Origin of the sequence: Streptomyces sp. NPDC051738 (genome assembly GCF_044453205.1) — a bacterium.
Lineage (GTDB): Bacteria > Actinomycetota > Actinomycetes > Streptomycetales > Streptomycetaceae > Streptomyces.
In genome coordinates, this window is record NZ_JBITCM010000010.1 from 1 (window position 1) to 23,352 (window position 23,352).

Consider the following 23,352-nt stretch of genomic DNA (forward strand, 5'->3'; position numbering starts at 1 on the left):
GGGCAACGGCGTTCACCAGGCCATGCTCGGCATCGCCCGGCTCCACAACATGGCCCTCACCGGATAACTCACGCCCCATACGGGACAACCTCTAGCTGCCCGCCCGCACATCCATCCGCGTCACCAGCCCCTCCCCGCCGAACCGGTACACATGCTCGACCGTCTCCTCGGCCCACCGCTCGCCCGACGCGTCGCGCATACCGGGCCGTACGGTCGCCACGACCACCTCGCCGTCCGCATCCAGGCGCAGTCCCTCCAGCCGTACGAGGGGATGCCCCGCGGCGAACTGCCGCGCCCAGTACGCGCGTACCGCCTCACGACCACGCAGCCGGACCCCGTCCAGGACGTTCGGCCAGTCCACCTCGGGCGCGAGGCAGCGTTGCATGAAGGGCTCCCGCTCGTCCGTCGAGAAGACCTCGTACATACGCCGCAACAGCGCCTCCTGCGCGGCGGGAACCCCCTTCGAGAACGCCTCCGCGCCCAACTTCAGTTCCCCGCCACCGACTTCACTGCCACCGACACCGGAGCCGAGCCGCTGATCAGTTCGAGCGTCAGACCGGCCGTAGCCGGAGTCTCGAGCAACTCCGCGAGTACGGCGGCCACATCGTCGCGCGGGATGGGGCCGCGGCCGGTGCGGGCCTCCAGGCGTACCTGGCCGGTGCCGGCGTCGTTCGTCAGCGCGCCGGGGCGCAGGATCGTCCAGTCCAGGGCGTCCAGGCCGCGGACGTACTCGTCGGCCTCGCCCTTCGCGCGCAGATAGACGTCGAAGATCTCGTTGCCCTCGTGCCGGGGGTCCGCGCCCATCGACGACACGATCACGAAGCGCCGTACGCCCGCCCGGACCGCCGCGTCCGCGAACAGGACCGCCGCCCCCTTGTCCACCGTGTCCTTGCGGGCCGACCCGCTGCCGGGCCCCGCGCCGGCCGCGAAGACCGCCGCGTCCGCGCCCCGCAGTTGCGCCGCGACCTCGTCGACCGAGGCCGACTCCAGGTCCAGCAGGACGGGTTCGGCGCCGGCCTCCCGCAGATCGTCGCCCTGTTCGGCCTTGCGGATGATCCCCGCGACCTCGACCCCGCGCGCGGCGAGCAGCTGCTCCAGCCGCAGCGCGATCTGACCATGACCACCAGCGATGACAATGCGCATGTTTCCGACCGTACGCCCGGACGGCCGCATCCGCCGCACGACTTCAGCCACGCCTCATGTGACCGGGGTGCGCGGCCCACGCCAAGGGGCGCACAGTTATGTCCATGGGGCGCACGCCCGCACGTGTGCGCACGGCGCACAGACACCGCCTGCACCACTCCACCCACATCCCGCCCACCCCCACCCGCACCCGCACCCTCACGCCTCAGGACAGCTCCCCCCGCCCCTGCCGAGGCAACCCCAACTCCGCGGCCACAGCCGAGTTGCAGTACTCCCGCACCGCGCTCGTCCGTGCCACCACGCGCCCCCGATGCACCACGATGCGGCTGTACGCGAGTGACAGTGCCCCCGCCAGCCGGTCCCCGCGCACCGCCAGCAGTTCGGCCGGGAAGCCGGCCTCCACCCGCACCTCCGGCAGGCCCAGCACCGCACGCGCCGACCCGCTCACGGCGTCGTAGGAGTCCTCGGGGCGCAGCCCGTGGCGGGAAGAGAGCAGGTAGGCGGCCTCCAGCGGATCACCCCGTCCCACCGGGTTCGATACGTCCCTCAGGGCACCGCTTCCGGCCGCGACGCGTACGCCGGCGGAGCGCAGCAGTCGTACGGGCGCAGTGGCCCGCCGTTCCACGCCCCCGCAGCCACCCTGCGGCAGGCACACCACCGTCACTCCGGCCGCCGCGAGTTGGTCGGCGGCGCGGGAGGCGACCTGGGCGGGCAGGTGCCCCAGGGCGCCGCACGGCCCGAGCGTCACTCCGGGGCGCAGCCCGCCGGCCATCGCGGCGAGGCGCGCCAGGCGGGCCGGGTCGGTGGCGTCGGTGTGCAGGTCGACAGGGCAGCCGTGCTCCGAGGCGACCTCCAGGACCGCCTCCACGTAACCCGTCGGATCCGGGTCCAGGTCGGGACAGCCGCCGACCACCGAAGCGCCCATCTTGAGCGCGTCCCGCAGCATCGCGAGCCCGTCGGCGCCGGCCACGCCGGTCAGCAGCCGAGGCATCGCCACCGTCGTCAACTCGGTGAGCCCGCGCAGCGAACGACGTGCCTGCAGTACGGCGGCCAGCGCGCCCAGACCCTGGACGTCGCCCACGCGCACGTGTGCCCGCAGCGCGGTCGCCCCGTGCCCGAGCTGGAGCAGCGCGGCCTCGGTGGCCCGGCGCTGGACGTCGTGGGGGTCGTACGAGACCGGCCCGCCCTCGTCGGCGGAGAGGGCGGTGTCGCCGTGGGCGTGCGGTTCGGCCGGGGCCGGCAGGAGCAGATAGCCGCTGAGGTCCACGCGCGCAGTGCACGCGCGCGTGCCGTCACCCGCCAGGCTCCCGGCCGTACCGACCGCCTCGATGCGCCCGCCGCCCAGCCGTACGTCCACGGTTCGGCCGTCGGTGAGCCGTGCCCCGCACAGCAGGAGTGCGGACGGGTCGGCCGGTCCGGACGAGCCCGATGAGGACGACGAGTGGGGCGGCTGGGGCTGACTGTCGGGCATCGCGTTCCAGAGGCTCGGGGCTGCGCGGCGGGGCTGCGGGGACGGTGCTGGGTACTGCGCCGGGCACGCAAGATCACGCAGAGTGAGACGAGCCTAGGGTGGCGATCCGGCCCTGGCGTGCAGGAGCGCAATAGTCGTACCGGTGTGGCCCGCCGAACGGGAGCCCTGTTCGCGGTGCCGCAGTGGCCTGTGAGGCGTCCGTGCGGTCAGTCGATCGGCCGCAGGGAGGGGCCGCGAAACGGATTTGGGTGAACGGCAGCCGAGCGTGTAATGTCTTCATCGCTCGCCCCAATAGCTCAGTCGGCAGAGCGTCTCCATGGTAAGGAGAAGGTCTACGGTTCGATTCCGTATTGGGGCTCTGGTGTGTGAGGTTCCCGTCGCAAGGCGGGGCCCGATCACATCACAGCGGTGTAGCTCAGTCGGTAGAGCAAGCGGCTCATAATCGCTGTGTCACCGGTTCAAGTCCGGTCACCGCTACTGACAGTAGCCGATTGCGGGGTCGGTCCTTCGATCGGCTACTCTTTCTTGCGTTAAACCATTCCCATCCGTTCGTCAAGGAGCACTCACGTGGCTGCCACCGACGTCCGCCCGAAGATCACGCTGGCCTGCGTGGAGTGCAAGGAGCGGAACTACATCACCAAGAAGAACCGGCGTAACAACCCGGACCGACTGGAGATGAAGAAGCACTGCCCGCGTTGCAACGCGCACACCGCGCACCGCGAGACGCGATAAATCAGGCTCGTACGCGAGGCCGCCCCCGAAAGTGGGGGCGGCCTCGCGTCGTTTCGGGCCCGGTTACCGGTCGGTTCCGGCCGACTACGGGCCGCCCAGAGCAGACATCAGGCAGACAGCAGGAGGTGCCGAGCCATGGCGCTCGACCAGTCCTTCGTGGGACGGAGCTACCCGCCCACCGACCCCTACGAGGTGGGCCGGGAGAAGATCCGGGAGTTCGCGCAGGCCGTGGGGGACCTCAACCCGGCGTACACGGACCCGGAGGCCGCCAAGGCGCTCGGCCACTCCGATGTGATCGCCCCGCCGACTTTCGTGTTCTCGATCACTTTCAAGGCCGCGGCACAGGTCATCGCCGACCCCCAGCTGGGCCTGGACTACAGCCGGGTGGTGCACGGCGACCAGAAGTTCGCCTACACCCGCCCGGTGCGCGCCGGCGACCGGCTGGCCGTCACCTCGACCATCGAGGCCATCAAGTCCATGGCGGGCAACGAGATCCTGGACATCCGCGGCGAGGTCCACGACGAGGCGGGGGAGCACGTCGTGACCGCCTGGACGAAGCTCGTGGCCCGTGGGGCGGACTCCGCAGAAGGGGAGGCCTGAGACCGATGACGGCGAAGATCGCGTACGGCGACATCGAGGTCGGCACCGAACTGCCCACCCAGACCTTTCCCGTGACCCGCGCCACGCTCGTCCAGTACGCGGGCGCCTCCGGTGACTTCAATCCGATCCACTGGAACGAGAAGTTCGCCACGGAGGTCGGCCTGCCGGACGTCATCGCCCACGGCATGTTCACCATGGCCGAGGCGATCCGCGTGGTCACCGACTGGACCGGCGACCCGGGCGCGGTCGTCCAGTACGGCGTCCGCTTCACCAAGCCCGTCGTCGTACCGAACGACGACCAGGGCGCCACGATCGAGGTCAGCGGCAAGGTCGCGGCCAAGCTCGACGACAATCAGGTCCGCGTGGACCTGACCGTGAAGAGCGCCGGACAGAAGGTGCTCGGGATGTCGCGGGCGGTCGTACAACTGGCGTGAACGGCACACGCGCGTGCCGCGAAGTAAGGGGCGTTCTCCATGGTGGGGCGCCCCTTACGCCTCGCTCGACATCACCGCCTGAGCGCCCGGTGGGCGCAGGCATGCCCGGCCCAACCGCCGGAGGCACACCGTCTCGTACCCTTGTGCCCGTGCAGGAACTCCACGACGCCCCCCTCGCCCCCCTGACCACCTTCCGCCTCGGCGGCCCCGCCACCCGCCTGGTCACCGCGACCACCGACGCCGACGTGATCGACGTCGTGCGCGAGGCGGACGCCAAGGGGACCCCCTTGCTGCTCATCGGCGGTGGATCGAACCTGGTCATCGGCGACAAGGGCTTCGAGGGCACCGCACTCGTCATCGCCACGAAGGGCTTCCGGCTGGACGGCACCACCCTCGAACTGGCCGCAGGCGAGGTGTGGACAGACGCAGTCGCCCGCACCGCCGAGGCCGGGCTCGCCGGGATCGAGTGCCTCGCCGGAATCCCCGGCTCCGCAGGCGCGACGCCCATCCAGAACGTCGGTGCCTACGGCCAGGAGGTCTCCGCCACGATCACCGAGGTGATCGCGTACGACCGCCAGGCAGGCGAAACCGTCGTCATCCCGAAGGCCGAGTGCGCCTTCTCCTACCGCCACAGCCGCTTCAAGGCCGACCCCGAGCGCTACGTAGTCCTGCGCGTCCGCTTCCGACTGGAGGACGCCGACGGACTCTCCGCCCCCGTCAAGTACGCCGAGACGGCCCGGGCCCTCGGCGTCGACGTCGGCGACCGCGTGCCCCTGGCCGCCGCCCGCGAGACCGTGCTGAAGCTGCGTAGCGGCAAGGGCATGGTCCTCGACCCCGAGGACCACGACACCTGGTCGGCCGGCTCCTTCTTCACCAACCCGATCCTCACCGACGAGCAGTTCGCGGCGTTCCACGCGCGCGTGCGCGAGCGTCTCGGTGACGGCGTGGAGCCGCCCGCCTACCCGGCGGGGGAGGGCCACACCAAGACCTCCGCGGCCTGGCTCATCGACAAGGCGGGCTTCACCAAGGGGTACGGCACCGGCCCCGCCCGCATCTCCACCAAGCACACCCTCGCCCTCACCAACCGCGGTGCGGCGACCACCGAGGACCTCCTCGCGCTCGCTCGCGAGGTCGTCGCCGGCGTCCGCGAGGCCTTCGGCATCACGCTGGTCAACGAGCCGGTGACGGTCGGCGTCAGCCTGTAGCGCCCTCTTGCCGCAGCCGCAGCCCAGCCGCAGGCGGCCTCAGTAGGCGACGCCCACGCCCTGCCTCACCGTGGCCCGGTCACCGACCGCCGCCAGCATGGCGTGCGCCACATCGGCGCGCGCCAGGAAGCGCCCCCGGCCGGGGAACCCGCCCACGACCTTCCGATACGAGCCGGTGAGCGGCTTGTCCTGCAGGCGGGGCGGCCGTACGGACGTCCAGTCCGTGCCGCTGCGGGCCAACTCGGCCTCCATCTCCCGCAGATCGGCGTAGATGTCCTTGAGGACGGCCGAGACGATGCCGCGCATCGCCCGGTCGACGAACCCGTCGCCCTCCGGCTCGGGGCCGACCGGCGCCGCGCTCACCACGACCAGCCGCCGCACCCCCTCGGCCTCCAGGGCACCGAGCACCGTACGCGTCAGACGCGCCGCGATCCCGGCGTCCTTGCGGCTGCGGGCGCCGAGCCCGGACAGCACCGCGTCCCGCCCGGCCACGGCGGGGCGCAACGCCCGCGGGTCGGTCAGATCCGCACGGAACACCTCCAGTCGGTCGCCGGTGATGGGGAAGCGGGCGGGGTCCCGTACGACGGCCGTGACCTCGTGACCGGCGTTCAGTGCCTGCCGGACGATCTCTTTGCCGGTGCCGCCGGTGGCACCGAAGACGGTGAGCTTCATGACGTCTCCCGCAGGGGTGAGATTCGGTGGGTGGGTATTCACTCACCACTTTCTCCTCTAGAGTGAGTAAGTACTCACCCACCCGTCAAGGGGGATTGGACGTTTCATGGAAAACCGCCCCACTCGCGTTCGACTGCTCGACGCCGCCCACGACCTGATGCTCACCGTCGGGCTGGCACGGGCCACGACGAAGGAGATCGCGCGGGCGGCCGGGTGCTCCGAGGCGGCGCTGTACAAGCACTTCGCCAGCAAGGAGGAGCTCTTCATCCAGGTGCTCACCGAGCGGCTGCCCCCGCTCCGCCCGCTGCTCAGCGGCCTCGCGGCGGAGCCCGGCCGGCACTCCCTGGAGGAGAACCTCACCGAGATCGCCCGCCAGGCCGCGCTGTTCTACGAGCAGAGTTTCCCGATCGCCGCGTCGCTGTACGCGCAGACGGAGCTCAAGCGGCGGCACGACGACGCCGTACGGGAGATGGGGGCGGGCCCGCATGTGCCGATCCAGGAGCTCGACACCTACCTGAGAGCCGAACAGGAGACGGGCCGGGTCCGCACGGACGCGGACACGTTCGCCGCGGCGTCGCTGCTGATGGGGGCCTGCGCGCAGCGGGCGTTCGCCTATGACGCGACCAGGGAGGCGGTACGGCCGCCGGTCGACGAGTTCGCCGCCCGGCTGGCCCGCACGCTGCTCGCCGGTATCGCCGACTGACCCGGCCGGGCCGTCGGTCGAAGTGCGCTAGGCGAGCCAGTCGTCCACCCCCGCCAGCAGCTTCCCCTTCACCTCCTCCGGCGCCGCCGACGCCCGCACCGACTGCCGGGCCAGCTCCGCCAACTCCTCGTCCGTGAAGGCGTGGTGCCAGCGGGCGATGTCGTACTGGGCGGCGAGGCGCGAGCCGAAGAGCAGGGGGTCGTCGGCGCCGAGGGCCATCGGGACGCCGGCCTCGTAGAGCGTCCGCAGCGGGACGTCCTCGGGCTTCTCGTAGACGCCGAGGGCGACGTTCGACGCGGGACACACCTCGCACGTCACGCCCCTGTCGGCGAGGCGCTTCAGCAGCCGCGGGTCCTCCGCCGCCCGCACCCCGTGGCCGATCCGGTTCGCGTCCAGGTCGTCCAGGCAGTCACGGACCGAGGACGGGCCGGTCAGCTCGCCGCCGTGCGGAGCCGACAGCAGGCCGCCCTCGCGGGCGATGTGGAAGGCGCGGTCGAAGTCCCGCGCCATGCCGCGGCGTTCGTCGTTGGACAGCCCGAAGCCGACCACGCCCCGCTCGGCATACCGCACCGCGAGCCGCGCCAGCGTGCGGGCGTCCAGCGGGTGTTTCATACGGTTCGCGGCGACCAGGACGCGCATCCCGAGCCCCGTGTCCCGCGACGCCGTCTCCACCGCGTCCAGGATGATCTCCAGCGCCGGGATCAGACCGCCCAGCCGGGGCGCGTACGACGTCGGGTCGACCTGGATCTCCAGCCAGCCGGAGCCGTCCCTGACGTCCTCCTCCGCGGCCTCCCTGACCAGCCGCTGGATGTCCTCCGGCTGCCGCAGGCACGAGCGCGCCGAGTCGTACAGACGCTGGAAGCGGAACCAGCCTCGCTCGTCCGTCGCCCGCAGCTTCGGAGGCTCTCCACCGGTCAGTGCGTCGGTCAGCGCCTCGGGCAGACGCACGCCGTATTTGTCGGCGAGTTCCAGCAGGGTCGCGGGCCGCATCGAGCCTGTGAAGTGCAGGTGCAGATGGGCTTTCGGCAGTTCAGAGACATCACGTACACGCTCCATTCCAGGATCCTGCCGTACGTGTCCGTCGTCCCGGTAGCGGTTTCCCCTTTAGTGGTCTTGCTCGCACAAATAAATGGGACCGCCCCCGAAAATCCGGAAGCGGTCCCATGGCGGACAGCGAACGTCAGTCCCTGGCCTCCGCCAGCAGCTTCTGGATCCGGCTCACGCCCTCGACGAGATCCTCGTCACCGAGCGCGTACGACAGCCGCAGATAGCCCGGCGTCCCGAAGGCCTCGCCCGGTACGACCGCGACCTCGGCCTCCTCCAGGATCAGCGCGGCCAGCTCGACGGTGTCCTGCGGGCGCTTGCCGCGGATCTCCTTGCCGAGCAGCGCCTTCACCGACGGGTACGCGTAGAAGGCGCCCTCGGGCTCGGGGCAGAGCACGCCGTCGATCTCGTTGAGCATCCGCACGATCGTCTTGCGACGGCGGTCGAAGGCCTCGCGCATCTTCGCGACGGCGTCCAGGTCGCCGGAGACGGCGGCGAGGGCGGCAACCTGGGCCACGTTCGAGACGTTCGACGTGGCGTGCGACTGGAGGTTGGTCGCGGCCTTGACGACGTCCTTCGGGCCGATGATCCAGCCGACCCGCCAGCCCGTCATGGCATACGTCTTGGCGACACCGTTGACCACGATGCACTTGTCCCGCAGCTCGGGAAGGATCGCGGGCAGCGAGGTGAACTTCGCGTCGCCGTAGACGAGGTGCTCGTAGATCTCGTCCGTCATGACCCACAGGCCGTGCTCGACGGCCCAGCGGCCGATGGCCTCGGCGTCCTCGGCGCTGTAGACCGCGCCGGTCGGGTTGGACGGCGACACGAAGAGGACGACCTTCGTCCGCTCGGTGCGGGCCGCCTCCAGCTGCTCGACCGACACGCGGTAGCCGGTCGTCTCGTCGGCGACGACCTCGACCGGGACACCGCCGGCGAGTCGGATCGACTCCGGGTACGTCGTCCAGTACGGCGCCGGGACGATGACCTCGTCGCCCGGGTCGAGGATCGCGGCGAAGGCCTCGTAGATGGCCTGCTTGCCGCCGTTGGTGACCAGGATCTGCGAGACCTCGGGCTCGTAGCCGGAGTCGCGCAGCGTCTTCGCGGCGATCGCGGCCTTCAGCTCGGGCAGACCGCCGGCCGGGGTGTAGCGGTGGAACTTCGGGTTCTTGCAGGCCTCGATAGCGGCCTCGACGATGTAGTCCGGAGTCGGGAAGTCGGGCTCACCGGCGCCGAAGCCGATCACCGGACGCCCGGCGGCCTTGAGGGCCTTGGCCTTCGCGTCCACGGCGAGGGTGGCGGACTCGGAGATCGCGCCGACTCGGGCGGAGACCCGGCGCTCGGTGGGTGGGGTTGCAGCGCTCATGGGGCCCATCGTTTCAGACCGGAAACGCGGGCGGCACGCGGGTTTCACAGACTGAACATCGGTTGAACATCCGTCCGGATCGCGGCCGCGGCCAGGGCGATCTTGCACTGTCACACGGCCCGACTCCCGGCGATCTTCCGTCGCCCAACCCCCCATCGGCCACTTTCTGTTCGACGAGGCGCCCGGGACCACGTACACTCTCACCTCGTTGGCCTTCAGCAGGTCGCAGTCGCAGGGTGCACAACGAGCACTCGGTTGGATGCGGTACGTTGGGGGACACACCAAAGGGTCGTAGCTCAATTGGTAGAGCACCGGTCTCCAAAACCGGCGGTTGGGGGTTCAAGTCCCTCCGGCCCTGCTACACACACCTTCGCCAGGTGTGCGCATGTACGTACAGAAATGCACCGCCGTGCGGCTCAGACCGGGCGCGGCACGGCCACGACCCGGAATCAGGTGAGGACGAGTGACGGACGCCGTGGGCTCCATCGACATGCCTGATGCCCAGGACGAGGCGCCGGAGTCCAAGAAGAACCGCAAGGGCGGCAAGCGCGGCAAGAAGGGCCCGCTGAAGCGGCTCGCGCTCTTCTACCGCCAGATCGTCGCGGAACTCCGCAAGGTCGTCTGGCCGACGCGCAACCAGCTGACGACGTACACCACTGTGGTGATCATCTTCGTCGTCATCATGATCGGCCTGGTGACCGTGATTGACTATGGGCTCGACAACGCCGCCAAGTACGTCTTCGGCTGAGCCAAGAGCGAAGGGCGCCGTGGTTACCGGCGCCCCTTTCGCATGTTCCACCCCTATGTATCCAGGAAGAAGCAGCCACCGTGTCTGACCAGAACGTGAACGACGCCATCGAGCCACACGGGCAGGGTGTCGAGTCCGTGGAAGACGAGCTCGACATCGTCGAGGGCGCGGACCAGGACCTGGACGAGGTCGAGGCTGCCGACGCGGAGGCGGGCGAGCCGGCCGAGGAGGCCGCGCTGCACGTGGAGGGCGCGGAAGAGGTCGCCGAGGAAGAGGCCCCCGAGGAGGAGGCCGAGCCCGTCGACCCCGTCGCCGCCCTGCGCGAAGAGCTCCGCACGCTGCCCGGCGAGTGGTACGTCATCCACACCTACGCCGGTTACGAGAACCGGGTGAAGACCAACCTTGAGCAGCGCGCCGTCTCGCTGAACGTCGAGGACTACATCTTCCAGGCCGAGGTGCCCCAGGAAGAGGTCGTCCAGATCAAGAACGGCGACCGCAAGACGATCAAGCAGAACAAGCTGCCGGGTTACGTCCTCGTCCGCATGGACCTGACCAACGAGTCCTGGGGCGTCGTCCGCAACACCCCCGGCGTCACCGGCTTCGTGGGCAACGCCTACGACCCGTACCCGCTGACCCTGGACGAGATCGTCAAGATGCTCGCCCCGGAGGCCGAGGAGAAGGCCGCCCGCGAGGCCGCCGAGGCCGAGGGCAAGCCCGCCCCGCAGCGCAAGGTCGAGGTCCAGGTGCTGGACTTCGAGGTCGGCGACTCGGTCACCGTCACCGACGGCCCGTTCGCCACGCTGCAGGCCACGATCAACGAGATCAACGCCGACTCGAAGAAGGTCAAGGGTCTCGTGGAGATCTTCGGCCGCGAGACGCCGGTCGAGCTGTCCTTCGACCAGATCCAGAAGAACTGAGCACAGCTACCGAGAGCGCCCCGCCGGTGAGAACCGAGGCGGGGCGCTCTCGTCGTGTCCGGCCGGCCCTCTTCGGGGCGGTAATCGCGGCCGCCGTGCTGGTGCTGACGTATGCCGTCTTCTTCCCGGCTGCCTGGCTGCGTACCGAGGTGCGGGGAGCGGAGCCGGCCCGCGCCACGTTCCATGGCGGGGCGTGCCTCCTCGGCGACTGTGGCGTCACCCTCTTCGTGGCGGGTGAGCGGGTGACAGCCGGCCTTCCGGTCGGCACGCGCGCGGAGGGCCACGCCGAGGGCGACATCGTGGACGTACTCCACGCTCCCGGCGAGCCGGAACGGGTCGTGCTCGCGCAGGACACGGGCCGGGGCACCGTCGCCGCGCTGCTCGCGGTGCCGGGCGGCGCGACCCTGTTCGCGCTGCTGGCAGGCGCGGTGCACATGGCCTGCAGCCGACCCCCAAAAGACCCCGCGCAGGCTGTCTGAGCTGGACGATTTCTTGTCCGGTGGGCACAGCGGCTATCGTTGTGCGGTATGCCATCTGCGAGATCTTGCCCCGATGGGCGCAGGTCGACGGCGCGGATGGCAGTCAACCTCTCAGTAAGGACCCGGAGAGAGCATGCCTCCCAAGAAGAAGAAGGTCACGGGGCTCATCAAGCTCCAGATCCAGGCCGGTGCGGCCAACCCGGCTCCGCCGGTCGGCCCGGCGCTGGGTCAGCACGGCGTCAACATCATGGAGTTCTGCAAGGCCTACAACGCCGCGACCGAGTCGCAGCGCGGTTGGGTCATCCCGGTGGAGATCACGGTCTACGAGGACCGTTCCTTCACCTTCATCACCAAGACGCCGCCGGCCGCCAAGATGATCCTCAAGGCCGCGGGTGTTGAGAAGGGCTCTGGCGAGCCGCACAAGACCAAGGTCGCCAAGATCACCGAGGCGCAGGTCCGCGAGATCGCCACCACCAAGATGCCCGACCTCAACGCCAACGACCTGGACGCCGCCGCGAAGATCATCGCCGGCACCGCCCGTTCCATGGGCATCACGGTCGAGGGCTGACCCCAAACCCCAAGCAGAAGTGAGTGGCAGGGCCTGCTCGGCCCGGACCACAACTCCTAAGAACACACAGGAGCAGTTGTGAGCAAGCGCAGCAAGTCTCTCCGCGCTGCGGACGCCAAGATCGACCGGGACAAGTTCTACGCCCCGCTCGAGGCGGTCCGTCTCGCCAAGGAGACGTCCGCGTCCAAGTTCGACGGCACCGTCGAGGTCGCCTTCCGTCTGGGTGTCGACCCGCGTAAGGCCGACCAGATGGTCCGTGGCACCGTGAACCTGCCGCACGGCACCGGCAAGACTGCCCGGGTCCTGGTCTTCGCGACCGGTGACCGTGCTGCGGCTGCGGAGGCCGCGGGCGCCGACATCGTCGGCTCCGACGAACTGATCGACGAGGTGTCGAAGGGCCGTCTGGACTTCGACGCCGTCGTCGCCACCCCGGACCTCATGGGCAAGGTCGGCCGCCTCGGCCGCGTGCTCGGTCCGCGTGGTCTGATGCCGAACCCGAAGACCGGCACCGTCACCCCGGACGTCGCCAAGGCCGTCACCGAGATCAAGGGCGGCAAGATCGAGTTCCGCGTCGACAAGCACTCGAACCTGCACTTCATCATCGGCAAGGTGTCCTTCGACGACACCAAGCTGGTGGAGAACTACGGCGCTGCGCTGGACGAGATCCTTCGTCTGAAGCCGTCCGCCGCCAAGGGTCGGTACATCAAGAAGGCCGCCATCTCCACCACGATCGGCCCCGGCATTCCGGTCGACCCGAACCGCACCCGCAACCTCCTCGTCGAGGAGGACCCGGCCGCGGTCTGAGCCACCGGCTCACCAGGCTCGAAGCGGGCCCCGCACCCTTCCCGGGTGCGGGGCCCGTCCCGTTGTCCGCCCCGTTTGTCAGTGCCCTGGGTTAACTTTCATTCACGGGGTTCGCACAGGGGGGACGAATGACGAGCACGAGGGCGCGCCGGCCGGCGTTCTGGATCGCGCTGCTGACCGCGCTGACGGCGCTGGCCGCCTGCACGTCCTTCGACCGGTCCGACGAGAAGGACCGCGCCGCGCCCTCCCGCGCCGTCATGGCCGCCCTGCGCACCGTCGAGCGGTCCACAGGCGAGGCCGAAGCCGCCCGGGTCAGGTCCACGACCGACATGGGCTCGGAGCTGTCCATGACGGCCGACGGCGCCCTCGCCTGGGGCGACGGCCTCACCGGCACCCTGACGATCACGTACACCGGCGGCACCACGGCCGAGACGATGCGCCGACTGGGCACCACGTCGATGGAAGCCCGCTATCTCCCCGACGCCTACTACGCGCGCATGGGCGACCGATTCGCCGAGAAGGCCGACGGCAAGCACTGGATCAAGTACGCCTACGACGACCTGGAGAACCTCGCCGGCAGCTCCGGAGCGGACCTCGCGGACCAGATGCGCGGCACCGCGCCGCACGCGTCGGTGAAGCTGCTGCTGTCCTCCACGGACGTACGGAAGGTCGGCGAGGAGACGCTGAGAGGCGAGCGCACCTCGCACTACTCCGGCACCGTGCCCGCGGAGGGCACCGACACCCAGACCGTCGACATATGGGTGGACGGCAGGAACCTGCTGGTCAAGAAGGTCGAGAAGGGCCGCACGGCCACCGGGCAGCTCACCCAGACCGCGTACTACACCGACTACGGCGTGAAGGCCACGGCAGAGAAGCCGCCGGCCGCGGACACCGTGGACCTCAAGGAGCTGCTGAAGAAGCGAGGAGGGCTCGGTGACGGCGCTTCCTGAGCGTCGCAAACCTCCGATTTGCTTGACGGCGATTCCGTCCCGTACTCTCCCTTTCAGAAGCCAAAGACCGCTGGTCGTTGCCGTGCGCTCGCAAGAGGGTGCGGTGGCCGAAGGATCCGCTGAAAATGCGGGCGACCCGCGCAGGTGACAGTGGAAGAACTCCCGGAGCACGTGCCTCAGGCGCGTTCAACCGGTCGAGTCCGCCCCGTGCGCCTGCGCCGGGGCGTTTCGTTTTCCCCAGTCCTCCTTCGGGTCCGCGCGGTCCGAATCACCCGGAAGGAGGCCGAGACTCATGGCGAGGCCCGACAAGGCTGCCGCGGTTGCAGAGTTGACGGAGCAGTTCCGCAACTCCAGCGCCGCTGTGCTGACCGAGTACCGCGGTCTCACCGTGGCGCAGCTCAAGACGCTGCGCCGGTCGCTCGGTGAGAACGCCCAGTACGCCGTGGTGAAGAACACGCTGACCAAGATTGCGGCCAACGAGGCCGGGATCTCGACGCTCGACGACCTGTTCAACGGTCCGACGGCTGTCGCCTTCGTCACCGGTGACCCGGTGGAGTCGGCGAAGGGTCTCCGTGACTTTGCCAAGGACAACCCGAATCTCGTCATCAAGGGCGGTGTCCTTGACGGTAAGGCGCTGAGCGCCGACGAGATCAAGAAGCTTGCGGACCTCGAGTCCCGCGAGGTTCTGCTCTCCAAGCTGGCCGGTGCCTTCAAGGCGAAGCAGTCCCAGGCTGCCTCCGTCTTCCAGGCGCTGCCGTCGAAGCTCGTCCGCACCGTGGACGCTCTTCGCGCCAAGCAGGACGAGCAGGGCGGTGCCGAGTAACTCGGCTCGCACAATGACCGCCGCCTGACGCGGAGGTCGTAGCGGGCCGACTGTACGCCCGCCAGACATGTACATCCGGCACCAGCCGAATTAGTGGAAGGAAAGCCGAAATGGCTCTCACCCAGGACGAACTGCTCGCCGAGTTCGAGAACATGACCCTGATCCAGCTCTCCGAGTTCGTGAAGGCGTTCGAGGAGAAGTTCGACGTCACCGCCGCCGCTGCCGCGCCGGTCGTCGTCGCCGGTGGCGCCGGTGCCGCCGCCGCCGAGGCCCCGGAGGAGAAGGACGAGTTCGACGTCGTCCTCACCGGCGCCGGCGACAAGAAGATCCAGGTCATCAAGGTCGTGCGCGAGCTCACCTCCCTGGGCCTGAAGGAGGCCAAGGACCTGGTCGACGGTGCGCCGAAGCCGGTTCTGGAGAAGGTCAACAAGGAGGCCGCGGACAAGGCCAAGGAGTCCCTCGAGGGCGCCGGCGCCTCCGTCGAGGTCAAGTAAGACCTTTCGCGGTCGGGTACGACCGTCGCGCGCTGAAAGCGGCCTCCTGAGGCTGTAACGCAGTCGCACCGAAGAGCGATCATCCATTCGGGTGGTCGCTCTTCGGCGTTCCTGGGGGCGCGGCCACGGTTGCCTTGCGCCCGCTATGGCGAGGGGTATGGTGATCTTCGTCGTGTCCCTGGGGGCCCCGCGTTCGGGCACGGGGGCCTTGACGAACCGCACGCAGCGCGCAATTCTCAGGACGCGTCGCCACAAGGATCCGAATCCGAGGCATGGATCGGCGACGAAGAGGGCAGTATCAACGTGCATTGAGGGCGAGCATGCCGAGGGCGTTGAGAACAACGAGGGTCGCGAAAAACCCGCACTGGACATCAGTGTGCCAAGTGGCTACACTGACCCTTTGCGCTGCCTGTTAGCTGTCCCCTGCCCGTCACCAGGGGCATGCCCTCGCTTGAGCACCGATGACCGGACCGTCCCTGACCTGGCCATATTTCTGGTTGGAGAAGGAAACGCCTGTCTCTGTGCCCCGGTGAGGGGCCGGTACGCGCGTAGTGAGTCCGAGCCCTCGGAAGGACCCCCTCTTGGCCGCCTCGCGCACTGCCTCGACCGCGAATACGAACAACGGCGCCAGCACCGCCCCGCTGCGCATCTCCTTTGCAAAGATCAAGGAGCCCCTCGAGGTTCCCAACCTGCTCGCGCTGCAGACCGAGAGCTTTGACTGGCTGCTCGGCAACACCGCCTGGCAGAGTCGGGTCGAGGCGGCTCTGGAGTCCGGTCAGGACGTCCCCACCAAGTCCGGCCTCGAGGAGATCTTCGAGGAGATCTCCCCGATCGAGGACTTCTCCGGGTCGATGTCACTGACGTTCCGTGACCACCGCTTCGAGCCGCCGAAGAACAGCATCGACGAGTGCAAGGAGCGCGACTTCACGTACGCCGCTCCGCTCTTCGTGACGGCTGAGTTCACCAACAACGAGACCGGCGAGATCAAGTCCCAGACGGTCTTCATGGGCGACTTCCCGCTCATGACGAACAAGGGCACGTTCGTCATCAACGGCACCGAGCGTGTCGTGGTGTCGCAGCTGGTCCGCTCGCCCGGTGTCTACTTCGACTCCTCCATCGACAAGACGTCCGACAAGGACATCTTCTCCGCGAAGGTCATCCCGTCCCGGGGTGCCTGGCTGGAGCTGGAGATCGACAAGCGCGACATGGTCGGTGTGCGTATCGACCGCAAGCGCAAGCAGTCCGTGACCGTTCTGCTCAAGGCTCTCGGTTGGACGACCGAGCAGATCCTGGAGGAGTTCGGCGAGTACGAGTCGATGCGCGCCACCCTGGAGAAGGACCACACCCAGGGCCAGGACGACGCGTTGCTCGACATCTACCGCAAGCTGCGTCCGGGCGAGCCCCCCACGCGTGAGGCCGCGCAGACGCTTCTTGAGAACCTGTACTTCAACCCGAAGCGTTACGACCTCGCCAAGGTCGGCCGCTACAAGGTCAACAAGAAGCTGGGTGCGGACGCTCCGCTCGACGCGGGCATCCTGACCGTCGAGGACGTCATCTCGACGATCAAGTACCTGGTCAAGCTGCACGCCGGCGAGACCGAGACGGCCGCGGACAACGGCCAGACGATCGTCGTCGAGACCGACGACATCGACCACTTCGGCAACCGTCGTCTGCGCAGCGTCGGCGAGCTCATCCAGAACCAGGTCCGCACGGGTCTGGCTCGTATGGAGCGCGTCGTCCGTGAGCGCATGACGACCCAGGACGTCGAGGCGATCACGCCGCAGACCCTGATCAACATCCGGCCGGTCGTCGCCTCCATCAAGGAGTTCTTCGGCACCAGCCAGCTGTCGCAGTTCATGGACCAGAACAACCCGCTTTCGGGTCTCACCCACAAGCGCCGTCTGTCGGCTCTTGGTCCGGGTGGTCTGTCCCGTGAGCGGGCCGGCTTCGAGGTCCGTGACGTGCACCCGTCTCACTACGGCCGTATGTGCCCGATCGAGACGCCCGAAGGCCCGAACATCGGTCTGATCGGTTCGCTCGCCTCCTACGGCCGGGTCAACGCGTTCGGCTTCGTCGAGACGCCGTACCGCAAGGTCGTCGACGGCCAGGTCACCGACGAGGTGGACTACCTGACCGCCGACGAGGAGGACCGCTTCGTCATCGCGCAGGCCAACGCCACGCTCAACGACGACATGCGGTTCGCCGAGGCCCGCGTCCTGGTCCGCCGCCGTGGCGGTGAGGTCGACTACGTCGGCGGCGAGGACGTCGACTACATGGACGTCTCGCCGCGCCAGATGGTGTCGGTCGCGACCGCCATGATCCCGTTCCTCGAGCACGACGACGCCAACCGTGCCCTCATGGGCGCGAACATGATGCGCCAGGCCGTTCCGCTCATCAAGGCGGAGTCCCCGCTCGTCGGCACCGGCATGGAGTACCGCTCCGCGGTCGACGCCGGCGACGTCGTCAAGGCCGAGAAGGCCGGTGTGGTCCAGGAGGTCTCCGCGGACTACATCACCACCGCCAACGACGACGGCACGTACATCACGTACCGCCTGGCCAAGTTCGCTCGCTCCAACCAGGGCACCTCGGTCAACCAGAAGGTCATCGTCCTCGAGGGCGACCGCATCGTCGAGGGCCAGGTCCTCGCCGACGGTCCGGCCACCGAGAACGGTGAGATGGCGCTCGGCAAGAACCTGCTCGTGGCGTTCATGCCGTGGGAGGGTCACAACTACGAGGACGCGATCATCCTGTCGCAGCGCCTCGTGCAGGACGACGTCCTCTCCTCGATCCACATCGAGGAGCACGAGGTCGACGCCCGTGACACCAAGCTCGGCCCCGAGGAGATCACCCGGGACATCCCGAACGTCTCCGAGGAGGTCCTCGCCGACCTCGACGAGCGCGGCATCATCCGCATCGGTGCCGAGGTCATCGCCGGCGACATCCTCGTCGGCAAGGTGACCCCCAAGGGTGAGACCGAGCTGACCCCCGAGGAGCGCCTGTTGCGCGCGATCTTCGGTGAGAAGGCCCGTGAGGTCCGTGACACCTCGCTGAAGGTGCCGCACGGCGAGACCGGCAAGGTCATCGGCGTCCGCGTCTTCGACCGCGAGGAGGGCGACGAGCTTCCCCCCGGTGTGAACCAGCTGGTGCGCGTGTACGTGGCGCAGAAGCGCAAGATCACCGACGGTGACAAGCTCGCCGGCCGTCACGGCAACAAGGGCGTCATCTCGAAGATCCTGCCGATCGAGGACATGCCGTTCCTGGAGGACGGCACCCCGGTCGACATCATCCTCAACCCGCTGGGTGTGCCGTCCCGAATGAACCCGGGACAGGTTCTGGAGATCCACCTCGGCTGGCTCGCCAGCCGCGGCTGGGACGTCTCCGGTCTCGCCGACGAGTGGGCACAGCGCCTGCAGGTCATCGGCGCCGACCAGGTCGCCCCGGGCACCAACGTCGCCACCCCGGTGTTCGACGGTGCGCGTGAGGACGAGCTCGCCGGTCTGCTCGAGCACACGATCCCGAACCGCGACGGCGGGCGCATGGTGCTCCCGACCGGTAAGGCCCCGCTGTTCGACGGCCGCTCGGGTGAGCCGTTCCCGGAGCCGATCTCGGTCGGCTACATGTACATCCTGAAGCTGCACCACCTGGTCGACGACAAGCTGCACGCCCGTTCGACCGGTCCGTACAGCATGATCACCCAGCAGCCGCTGGGTGGTAAGGCCCAGTTCGGTGGCCAGCGCTTCGGTGAGATGGAGGTGTGGGCGCTGGAGGCTTATGGCGCCGCTTACGCCCTCCAGGAGCTGCTGACCATCAAGTCCGACGACGTCACCGGCCGCGTGAAGGTCTACGAGGCCATCGTCAAGGGCGAGAACATCCCCGAGCCCGGCATCCCCGAGTCCTTCAAGGTGCTCATCAAGGAGATGCAGTCGCTCTGCCTGAACGTGGAGGTGCTGTCCAGCGACGGTATGTCCATCGAGATGCGTGACACCGACGAGGACGTCTTCCGCGCAGCGGAGGAGCTCGGCATCGACCTGTCCCGGCGCGAGCCGAGCAGCGTCGAAGAGGTCTGACGGGAGTCCGGCGGGGCCCCTACCCACAGGGCCCCGCCGACCCCCAGGCCCCCGTTTCAGACCCCAAGACTTACAACCCTGAGAGGGATTGACGCATAGTGCTCGACGTCAACTTCTTCGATGAGCTCCGCATCGGTCTGGCCACCGCTGACGACATCCGTCAGTGGAGCCACGGCGAGGTCAAGAAGCCCGAGACCATCAACTACCGCACCCTCAAGCCCGAAAAGGACGGACTCTTCTGCGAGAAGATCTTCGGTCCGACCCGGGACTGGGAGTGCTACTGCGGCAAGTACAAGCGCGTTCGCTTCAAGGGCATCATCTGTGAGCGCTGCGGCGTCGAGGTGACTCGCGCCAAGGTGCGTCGTGAGCGGATGGGCCACATCGAGCTGGCCGCGCCCGTCACGCACATCTGGTACTTCAAGGGTGTTCCTTCGCGCCTCGGCTACCTGCTGGACCTGGCGCCCAAGGACCTCGAGAAGGTCATCTACTTCGCGGCGTACATGATCACGTACGTCGACGAGGAGCGTCGTACCCGCGACCTGCCCTCCCTGGAGGCGCACGTCTCCGTCGAGCGGCAGCAGGTCGAGAACCGCCGGGACGCCGACCTGGAGGCCCGTGCCAAGAAGCTCGAGTCCGACCTGGCCGAGCTGGAGGCCGAGGGCGCCAAGGCCGACGTGCGCCGCAAGGTGCGCGAGGGTGCCGAGCGTGAGATGAAGCAGCTGCGTGACCGTGCGCAGCGCGAGATCGACCGGCTCGACGAGGTGTGGACCCGGTTCAAGAACCTCAAGGTCCAGGACCTCGAGGGCGACGAGCTCCTCTACCGCGAGCTGCGTGACCGCTTCGGCACGTACTTCGACGGCTCGATGGGTGCCGCGGCGCTGCAGAAGCGCCTGGAGTCCTTCGACCTCGACGAGGAGGCCGAGAAGCTCCGCGAGATCATCCGCACCGGCAAGGGCCAGAAGAAGACCCGTGCGCTGAAGCGGCTGAAGGTCGTGTCTGCCTTCCTGCAGACCTCTAACAGCCCCAAGGGCATGGTCCTCGACTGCGTCCCGGTCATCCCGCCGGACCTTCGCCCGATGGTGCAGCTGGACGGTGGCCGCTTCGCGACCTCCGACCTGAACGACCTGTACCGCCGTGTGATCAACCGCAACAACCGTCTGAAGAGGCTCCTCGACCTCGGCGCGCCCGAGATCATCGTCAACAACGAGAAGCGCATGCTTCAGGAGGCTGTTGACGCCCTCTTCGACAACGGTCGTCGTGGTCGCCCGGTCACCGGTCCGGGTAACCGTCCGCTGAAGTCCCTCAGCGACATGCTGAAGGGTAAGCAGGGTCGATTCCGTCAGAACCTGCTCGGTAAGCGTGTGGACTACTCCGCGCGTTCCGTGATCGTCGTCGGTCCGCAGCTGAAGCTGCACCAGTGCGGTCTGCCCAAGGCGATGGCGCTGGAGCTCTTCAAGCCGTTCGTGATGAAGCGCCTGGTCGACCTGAACCACGCGCAGAACATCAAGAGCGCCAAGCGCATGGTGGAGCGCGGCCGCACGGTCGTGTACGACGTCCTCGAAGAGGTCATCGCCGAGCACCCGGTTCTGCTGAACCGTGCTCCCACCCTGCACCGCCTCGGCATCCAGGCCTTCGAGCCGCAGCTGGTCGAGGGCAAGGCCATCCAGATCCACCCGCTCGTCTGCACCGCGTTCAACGCGGACTTCGACGGTGACCAGATGGCCGTACACCTTCCGCTCTCCGCGGAGGCGCAGGCCGAGGCCCGCATCCTGATGCTGTCCTCGAACAACATCCTCAAGCCCGCCGACGGTCGTCCGGTGACGATGCCGACCCAGGACATGGTCCTCGGTCTGTTCTTCCTCACCACCGACAGCGAGATGCGGGACGTGAAAGGCGAGGACCGCGGATTCTCGTCCGTGGCCGAGGCGATCATGGCCTTCGACGCGGGCGAGCTCTCGCTCCAGTCGAAGATCGACATCCGCTTCCCGGTCGGCACCATCCCGCCGCGTGGCTGGATGCCGCCCGCCCAGGAAGAGGGCGAGCCGGAGTGGCAGCAGGGTGACAGCTTCCGTCTGAGGACCACGCTCGGCCGTGCGCTCTTCAACGAACTGCTGCCCGAGGACTACCCGTTCGTCGACTACGAGGTCGGCAAGAAGCAGCTCTCCGAGATCGTCAACGACCTCGCCGAGCGCTACCCGAAGGTCATCGTGGCGGCGACGCTCGACAACCTGAAGGCGTCCGGCTTCTACTGGGCCACCCGTTCCGGCGTCACCGTCGCCATCTCCGACGTCGTCGTCCCCGACGCGAAGAAGGAGATCGTCAAGGGCTACGAGGCTCAGGACGAGAGGGTCCAGAAGCAGTACGAGCGCGGTCTGATCACCAAGGAAGAGCGCACCCAGGAGCTCATCGCGATCTGGACCAAGGCGACCAACGAGGTCGCCGAGGCGATGAACGCGAACTTCCCGAAGACCAACCCGGTCTCGATGATGGTGAACTCGGGTGCACGAGGCAACATGATGCAGATGCGTCAGATTGCCGGTATGCGTGGTCTGGTGTCGAACGCGAAGAACGAGACGATCCCGCGTCCGATCAAGGCCTCGTTCCGTGAGGGTCTGTCCGTGCTGGAGTACTTCATCTCCACGCACGGTGCCCGTAAGGGTCTGGCGGACACCGCCCTGCGTACCGCCGACTCGGGTTACCTGACCCGTCGTCTGGTGGACGTCTCGCAGGACGTGATCATCCGCGAGGAGGACTGCGGCACCGAGCGCGGTCTGAAGCTGAAGATCGCGCACCGCGACGCCGCCGGCGTGCTGCGCAAGGCCGAGGACGTCGAGACCAGCGTCTACGCCCGCATGCTCGCCGAGGACGTCGTCATCGACGGCAAGGTGATCGCGCCGGCCAACGTGGACCTGGGCGACGTGCTCATCGACCAGCTGGTGCACCACGGTGTCGAGGAGGTCAAGACCCGTTCGATCCTGACCTGCGAGTCCCACGTCGGCACCTGCGCCATGTGCTACGGCCGCTCGCTGGCCACCGGCAAGCTGGTCGACATCGGTGAGGCGGTCGGCATCATCGCCGCCCAGTCCATCGGTGAGCCCGGTACCCAGCTGACGATGCGTACCTTCCACACCGGTGGTGTGGCCGGTGACGACATCACCCAGGGTCTGCCGCGTGTCGTCGAGCTCTTCGAGGCCCGTACCCCGAAGGGTGTCGCCCCGATCTCCGAGGCCACCGGCCGCGTGCGGATCGAGGAGACAGAGAAGACCAAGAAGATCGTCGTCACCCCGGACGACGGCAGCGACGAGACGGCGTTCCCGATCTCGAAGCGTGCCCGACTCCTGGTCAGCGAGGGCGAGCACGTCGAGGTGGGCCAGAAGCTCACCGTGGGTGCCACCAACCCGCACGACGTGCTGCGCATTCTGGGCCAGCGTGCCGTCCAGGTCCACCTGGTCGGCGAGGTCCAGAAGGTCTACAACTCGCAGGGTGTGTCGATCCACGACAAGCACATCGAGATCATCATCCGGCAGATGCTGCGCCGTGTGACGATCATCGAGTCCGGCGACGCCGAGCTGCTGCCCGGCGAGCTGGTCGAGCGCTCGAAGTTCGAGACCGAGAACCGTCGTGTGGTCCAGGAGGGCGGTCACCCGGCCTCCGGTCGTCCGCAGCTCATGGGTATCACCAAGGCCTCGCTGGCCACGGAGTCCTGGCTGTCGGCGGCGTCCTTCCAGGAGACGACCAGGGTCCTCACGGACGCGGCGATCAACGCCAAGTCCGACTCCCTGATCGGCCTCAAGGAGAACGTCATCATCGGTAAGCTCATCCCGGCCGGTACGGGTCTGTCCCGCTACCGCAACATCCGGGTCGAGCCGACCGAGGAGGCCAAGGCCGCGATGTACTCGGCCGTCGGGTACGACGACATCGACTACTCGCCGTTCGGTACGGGGTCGGGTCAGGCTGTGCCGCTGGAGGACTACGACTACGGGCCGTACAACCAGTAGTCCGGTAACTCCGGTACGAAGTACGTCTGTTGACGGGCGGCCACCCTTCGGGGGTGGCCGCCCGTCGGCGTGTTCGGTCACTATGCTCAGCCCCTGGAGCGGTTGAACGGACAAGCGGGACAGAAGAATTGGGGGAG

At 68.3% G+C, this 23,352-nt stretch carries 21 protein-coding genes and 3 tRNA genes; 18 read left to right on the plus strand and 6 right to left on the minus strand.

What is annotated here, in order from left to right; genetic code table 11:
• Positions 1–91: 91 nt before the first annotated feature.
• From ACIA8X_RS23430 to ACIA8X_RS23440, 3 genes are all read right to left on the minus strand, one after another.
• The gene (locus tag ACIA8X_RS23430; protein ID WP_393453112.1) at positions 92–484 is read right to left on the minus strand and encodes a nuclear transport factor 2 family protein; all 393 of its coding nucleotides are present in this window, start codon (positions 482–484) and stop codon (positions 92–94) included.
• A 2-nt stretch (positions 485–486) separates the two neighbouring features.
• Entirely contained in the window at positions 487–1,143 is a 657-nt protein-coding gene (locus ACIA8X_RS23435) for an SDR family oxidoreductase (RefSeq protein ID WP_393453115.1), read from the minus strand.
• Between the two features lie 205 nt (positions 1,144–1,348).
• Positions 1,349–2,614 (minus strand): amidohydrolase family protein, encoded by a 1,266-nt coding sequence (locus tag ACIA8X_RS23440; protein WP_393453118.1) that lies wholly within the window; start codon positions 2,612–2,614, stop codon positions 1,349–1,351.
• A gap of 285 nt (positions 2,615–2,899) precedes the next feature.
• On the opposite strand from ACIA8X_RS23440, the gene ACIA8X_RS23445 reads away from it, so the two are divergent.
• The 6 genes from ACIA8X_RS23445 (at position 2,900) to ACIA8X_RS23470 (ending at position 5,585) form a co-directional block, all read left to right on the plus strand.
• A tRNA-Thr gene (locus ACIA8X_RS23445) sits at positions 2,900–2,972 on the plus strand.
• Between the two features lie 46 nt (positions 2,973–3,018).
• Positions 3,019–3,091, plus strand: a tRNA-Met gene (locus tag ACIA8X_RS23450).
• Between the two features lie 90 nt (positions 3,092–3,181).
• Positions 3,182–3,346, plus strand: a complete 165-nt coding sequence (gene rpmG, locus ACIA8X_RS23455; protein ID WP_003948671.1) for a 50S ribosomal protein L33 — start codon at positions 3,182–3,184, stop codon at positions 3,344–3,346.
• A 135-nt stretch (positions 3,347–3,481) separates the two neighbouring features.
• The gene (locus ACIA8X_RS23460) at positions 3,482–3,946 is read left to right on the plus strand and encodes a MaoC family dehydratase N-terminal domain-containing protein (protein WP_393453121.1); all 465 of its coding nucleotides are present in this window, start codon (positions 3,482–3,484) and stop codon (positions 3,944–3,946) included.
• A gap of 5 nt (positions 3,947–3,951) precedes the next feature.
• Positions 3,952–4,380 carry a MaoC family dehydratase gene (locus ACIA8X_RS23465; RefSeq protein ID WP_393453124.1) on the plus strand — a complete coding sequence of 143 codons (429 nt, stop codon included), beginning with the start codon at positions 3,952–3,954 and terminating at the stop codon, positions 4,378–4,380.
• Positions 4,381–4,529: 149 nt separating this feature from the next.
• The gene (locus ACIA8X_RS23470; RefSeq protein ID WP_393453127.1) at positions 4,530–5,585 is read left to right on the plus strand and encodes a UDP-N-acetylmuramate dehydrogenase; all 1,056 of its coding nucleotides are present in this window, start codon (positions 4,530–4,532) and stop codon (positions 5,583–5,585) included.
• Between the two features lie 39 nt (positions 5,586–5,624).
• Here ACIA8X_RS23470 and ACIA8X_RS23475 read toward each other — a convergent pair whose 3' ends face one another.
• The gene (locus ACIA8X_RS23475; protein ID WP_399459022.1) at positions 5,625–6,257 is read right to left on the minus strand and encodes an NAD(P)-dependent oxidoreductase; all 633 of its coding nucleotides are present in this window, start codon (positions 6,255–6,257) and stop codon (positions 5,625–5,627) included.
• A gap of 106 nt (positions 6,258–6,363) precedes the next feature.
• Between ACIA8X_RS23475 and ACIA8X_RS23480 the strand changes: the two genes are divergently transcribed.
• Positions 6,364–6,960, plus strand: a complete 597-nt coding sequence (locus tag ACIA8X_RS23480) for a TetR/AcrR family transcriptional regulator (protein WP_393453133.1) — start codon at positions 6,364–6,366, stop codon at positions 6,958–6,960.
• Positions 6,961–6,987: 27 nt separating this feature from the next.
• On the opposite strand, the gene ACIA8X_RS23485 is transcribed toward ACIA8X_RS23480, so the two are convergent.
• Positions 6,988–8,016: an adenosine deaminase gene (locus ACIA8X_RS23485; RefSeq protein WP_393453136.1), complete on the minus strand. Its 1,029-nt coding sequence runs from the start codon at positions 8,014–8,016 to the stop codon at positions 6,988–6,990.
• 124 nt (positions 8,017–8,140) lie between these two features.
• The gene (locus ACIA8X_RS23490; protein WP_393453139.1) at positions 8,141–9,367 is read right to left on the minus strand and encodes a pyridoxal phosphate-dependent aminotransferase; all 1,227 of its coding nucleotides are present in this window, start codon (positions 9,365–9,367) and stop codon (positions 8,141–8,143) included.
• A gap of 285 nt (positions 9,368–9,652) precedes the next feature.
• Here ACIA8X_RS23490 and ACIA8X_RS23495 point away from each other — a divergent pair.
• The 11 genes from ACIA8X_RS23495 to ACIA8X_RS23545 all read left to right on the plus strand — a co-directional run bounded on the left by ACIA8X_RS23495 (position 9,653) and on the right by ACIA8X_RS23545 (position 23,215).
• A tRNA-Trp gene (locus ACIA8X_RS23495) sits at positions 9,653–9,725 on the plus strand.
• Between the two features lie 105 nt (positions 9,726–9,830).
• Complete coding sequence (secE, locus tag ACIA8X_RS23500) at positions 9,831–10,115, plus strand: preprotein translocase subunit SecE (RefSeq protein WP_093905302.1); 285 nt, start codon at positions 9,831–9,833, stop codon at positions 10,113–10,115.
• 80 nt (positions 10,116–10,195) lie between these two features.
• Complete coding sequence (nusG, locus tag ACIA8X_RS23505) at positions 10,196–11,032, plus strand: transcription termination/antitermination protein NusG (protein ID WP_393453143.1); 837 nt, start codon at positions 10,196–10,198, stop codon at positions 11,030–11,032.
• 26 nt (positions 11,033–11,058) lie between these two features.
• The gene (locus ACIA8X_RS23510; RefSeq protein WP_393453146.1) at positions 11,059–11,511 is read left to right on the plus strand and encodes a hypothetical protein; all 453 of its coding nucleotides are present in this window, start codon (positions 11,059–11,061) and stop codon (positions 11,509–11,511) included.
• A 133-nt stretch (positions 11,512–11,644) separates the two neighbouring features.
• A complete protein-coding gene (rplK, locus tag ACIA8X_RS23515) occupies positions 11,645–12,079 on the plus strand; it encodes a 50S ribosomal protein L11 (protein ID WP_028805116.1) in 435 nt (144 codons plus the stop codon).
• 78 nt (positions 12,080–12,157) lie between these two features.
• On the plus strand, positions 12,158–12,883 hold the full coding sequence (gene rplA / locus ACIA8X_RS23520) for a 50S ribosomal protein L1 (protein WP_393453149.1): 726 nt from the start codon (positions 12,158–12,160) through the stop codon (positions 12,881–12,883).
• 128 nt (positions 12,884–13,011) lie between these two features.
• On the plus strand, positions 13,012–13,833 hold the full coding sequence (locus ACIA8X_RS23525; RefSeq protein ID WP_393453152.1) for a hypothetical protein: 822 nt from the start codon (positions 13,012–13,014) through the stop codon (positions 13,831–13,833).
• 292 nt (positions 13,834–14,125) lie between these two features.
• Positions 14,126–14,656: a 50S ribosomal protein L10 gene (rplJ, locus tag ACIA8X_RS23530; RefSeq protein ID WP_093905297.1), complete on the plus strand. Its 531-nt coding sequence runs from the start codon at positions 14,126–14,128 to the stop codon at positions 14,654–14,656.
• A 110-nt stretch (positions 14,657–14,766) separates the two neighbouring features.
• The gene (gene rplL, locus ACIA8X_RS23535) at positions 14,767–15,150 is read left to right on the plus strand and encodes a 50S ribosomal protein L7/L12 (protein ID WP_093905296.1); all 384 of its coding nucleotides are present in this window, start codon (positions 14,767–14,769) and stop codon (positions 15,148–15,150) included.
• Between the two features lie 581 nt (positions 15,151–15,731).
• The gene (rpoB, locus tag ACIA8X_RS23540) at positions 15,732–19,217 is read left to right on the plus strand and encodes a DNA-directed RNA polymerase subunit beta (RefSeq protein WP_393453156.1); all 3,486 of its coding nucleotides are present in this window, start codon (positions 15,732–15,734) and stop codon (positions 19,215–19,217) included.
• Positions 19,218–19,315: 98 nt separating this feature from the next.
• Entirely contained in the window at positions 19,316–23,215 is a 3,900-nt protein-coding gene (locus ACIA8X_RS23545) for a DNA-directed RNA polymerase subunit beta' (protein WP_393453159.1), read from the plus strand.
• Positions 23,216–23,352 lie beyond the last annotated feature (137 nt).

Excerpts from the sequence above, each read along its gene's own strand:
- ACIA8X_RS23435 (WP_393453115.1), bottom strand. The coding sequence starts at position 1,143 with ATGCGCATTGTCATCGCTGGTGGTCATGGTCAGATCGCGCTGCGGCTG.
- ACIA8X_RS23440 (WP_393453118.1), bottom strand. The coding sequence starts at position 2,614 with ATGCCCGACAGTCAGCCCCAGCCGCCCCACTCGTCGTCCTCATCGGGC.
- ACIA8X_RS23460 (WP_393453121.1), top strand. The coding sequence starts at position 3,482 with ATGGCGCTCGACCAGTCCTTCGTGGGACGGAGCTACCCGCCCACCGAC.
- ACIA8X_RS23465 (WP_393453124.1), top strand. The coding sequence starts at position 3,952 with ATGACGGCGAAGATCGCGTACGGCGACATCGAGGTCGGCACCGAACTG.
- ACIA8X_RS23475 (WP_399459022.1), bottom strand. The coding sequence starts at position 6,257 with ATGAAGCTCACCGTCTTCGGTGCCACCGGCGGCACCGGCAAAGAGATC.
- ACIA8X_RS23480 (WP_393453133.1), top strand. The coding sequence starts at position 6,364 with ATGGAAAACCGCCCCACTCGCGTTCGACTGCTCGACGCCGCCCACGAC.
- ACIA8X_RS23485 (WP_393453136.1), bottom strand. The coding sequence starts at position 8,016 with ATGGAGCGTGTACGTGATGTCTCTGAACTGCCGAAAGCCCATCTGCAC.
- ACIA8X_RS23490 (WP_393453139.1), bottom strand. The coding sequence starts at position 9,367 with ATGAGCGCTGCAACCCCACCCACCGAGCGCCGGGTCTCCGCCCGAGTC.
- rplK (WP_028805116.1), top strand. The coding sequence starts at position 11,645 with ATGCCTCCCAAGAAGAAGAAGGTCACGGGGCTCATCAAGCTCCAGATC.
- ACIA8X_RS23525 (WP_393453152.1), top strand. The coding sequence starts at position 13,012 with ATGACGAGCACGAGGGCGCGCCGGCCGGCGTTCTGGATCGCGCTGCTG.
- rplJ (WP_093905297.1), top strand. The coding sequence starts at position 14,126 with ATGGCGAGGCCCGACAAGGCTGCCGCGGTTGCAGAGTTGACGGAGCAG.
- rplL (WP_093905296.1), top strand. The coding sequence starts at position 14,767 with ATGGCTCTCACCCAGGACGAACTGCTCGCCGAGTTCGAGAACATGACC.